Below are 2,429 nucleotides of genomic sequence, written 5' to 3' on the forward strand. Positions count from 1 at the left end.
CACCCGGTGGAACTGATCGGCGGGGTCCGCTTCCCCGCCATCGGAGAACTGCCCTACCTGCTCACCCTCGCAGGCCACGGCTTCTACTGGTTCCGCCTCCGCAAGAACGTCCCCCAGGCCACCAAGGTCAACGTGTTCGTGACCAGTTGATTCAGGGCCGCTGACGTCGGCCGGCACGGAAAGGACGCGAGGCCATGCCGAACACCCAGACCGCAACGCTCAGCCAGGACGACATCGGCCCCGCCTCGCTGCTGCCCTCGCTCTCCGGTCTGCTGCGGGAGTGGCTGCCCCGACAGCGCTGGTTCGCCGGCAAGGGACGTCCCGTCACGGACCTGACCCTTCTGTCGGTGACCGAACTGCACCCGGGCTGCCTGCACATCCTGGTCCGTGCCGACTGCCCGGGGCGCTCGCCGGCCACCGCACCGGGCCACGACTGCTACCAACTGCTCCTCGGCGCCGGCGAGTCGCTCTCCCCACGGCTCTCCCCGGCCGTCCTCGGACGGGCGAGCGAGGGACCCCTCGCGGGGCTGCTGGTGTACGACGCCCTCCAGGACCCGCGCTCGGCGTCCCTGCTCCTGGAACGGCTGCGCACACCGGGTATTGCGGGCGCACTCCGCTTCGAACGCGACCGACGGGTGACCATACCCACGGGGCTCGCGCCCCGCCTCCTCCAAGCCGAGCAGTCCAACTCCTCCCTGGTGTACGGCGACGCGTACATCCTGAAGGTCTTCCGCCGGGTGCGGCCCGGGATCAACCCCGACCTTGAGGTGCCCTGGGCCCTGGTCCGGCAGGGCTGCACCTGCGTCCCCGCGCCGGTGGCCTGGTTCCGCACCTCCAGCCCCTGGGCCGCGACACTCGGCGTGCTCCAGCCCTTCCTGCACGGCGCCGCCGACGGATGGACCCAGGCGCTCACCGCACTCGCCGCCGGACGGGAGTTCACCGAGGAGGCGTACGAACTGGGGCGGGCCACGGCCGAGGTGCACCTCGCCCTCGCCGCCGCGTTCCCCGTCGAACCCCAGGGCCCGCCGGACACCGGGCCGCTCACCGCCGGCATGCTCGAGCGGCTGCGCGACGCCACCCACGCCGTACCGGAACTGCTGTCGTACGCCCACGGGCTGCGCTCCGCCTTCACCGAACTGGCCGCCCTCGGCACGCCCCGGTTCGTCCAGCGCATCCACGGCGATCTGCACCTCGGCCAGGTGCTGCGGGCCGAACGCCGGTGGCACATGATCGACTTCGAGGGCGAACCGGCCCGCTCCCTCCCCGAACGGCGCCGGCCGCAGTCCCCGGTCCGCGATGTCGCGGGCATGCTCCGCTCCTTCGACTACGCCGCCCACGCCCGCCGGCCGTGGCAGCCGGAGTGGGCGCTGCGCTGCCGCGAGGCGTACTGCGCGGGCTACGCCGCCCAGGCGGGCTGGGACCCCCGGGCGGAACCGGAGTTGTTGCGCGCCTACGAGACGGACCGCGCCGTGTACGAGGTGCTGTACGAGGCCCGTCACCGGCCCGACTGGCTTGCGGTGCCGATGGCGGCGATCGCACGCCTTGCCGAACGCCCCGGCGAAAGGAGGCCGGTGCCGTGACCACGCACACCGCGCCCCCACCGCCGCCCGCCTCACCGCACCTGGGCACCCCGGCAGCCGCGCCCCCGCCCGCCGGCGACCGTGAGCGGCTGCTGGCCGGTACCCACCACGACCCGCACTCCGTGCTGGGCGCGCACCCCGTGCCCGGCGGTGTCGCCTTCCGGGCGCTGCGACCGTGCGCGCTCTCGGTCACCGTCGTCATCGGCGACGCCTGGGCCGAACTGCACGACGACGGCGACGGCTTCTTCTCGGCCCTGCTGCCGTTGCGGGACGTACCGGAGCACCGGCTGCTCGTTGCGTACGAGGACACCGTCCAGGAGAGCGACGATCCGTACCGTTTCCTGCCCGCGCTCGGCGAGTTCGACCTGCACCTGATCGGGGAGGGACGGCACGAGCAGCTGTGGACGGCGCTCGGCGCCCACCCCATGACCCACCAGGGCGTCGCCGGCACCCGCTTCACGGTGTGGGCGCCGAACGCCCGAGGGGTCAGGCTGTGCGGGGACTTCTGTCACTGGGACGGCCGCGCGTACCCCATGCGCTCGCTCGGCTCCTCGGGCGTGTGGGAGCTGTTCGTTCCCGGTCTCGGGCCGGGGACGCTCTACAAGTTCGAGATCACCCGCCCCGACGGCACCCGCACCGTACGCGCGGACCCCATGGCCCGCCGCACGGAGGTGCCCCCGGCGACCGCCTCGATCGTGACGGAGTCGGCGTACGAGTGGCACGACGACGCATGGATGGCGCACCGCGCGGACACGCCGGTGCACGAGGCGCCGTTCTCGGTGTACGAGGTGCACCTGCCGTCCTGGCGGCCGGGGCTGACGTACCGGCAACTGGCCGAGCAGCTCCCCG

The 2,429-nt window shown here is 73.3% G+C and carries 2 protein-coding genes and 1 pseudogene; all 3 read left to right on the forward strand.

Features of this window, described 5'->3' with window-relative positions:
- Positions 1–150, forward strand: a 150-nt coding sequence (locus ACFYZJ_RS39335; RefSeq protein ID WP_388577203.1) for an alpha-glucosidase C-terminal domain-containing protein, incomplete at its 5' end; no start/stop codon positions are given.
- 44 nt (positions 151–194) lie between these two features.
- Entirely contained in the window at positions 195–1,580 is a 1,386-nt protein-coding gene (locus ACFYZJ_RS39340; protein WP_388577200.1) for a maltokinase, read from the forward strand.
- Positions 1,577–2,429, forward strand: a pseudogene (locus ACFYZJ_RS39345) (1,4-alpha-glucan branching enzyme); the annotation flags it as partial. The gene ACFYZJ_RS39340 and the pseudogene ACFYZJ_RS39345, both read left to right, overlap by 4 nt.

It is taken from the genome of Streptomyces sp. NPDC001848 (assembly GCF_042891915.1).
Taxonomy (GTDB): domain Bacteria; phylum Actinomycetota; class Actinomycetes; order Streptomycetales; family Streptomycetaceae; genus Streptomyces.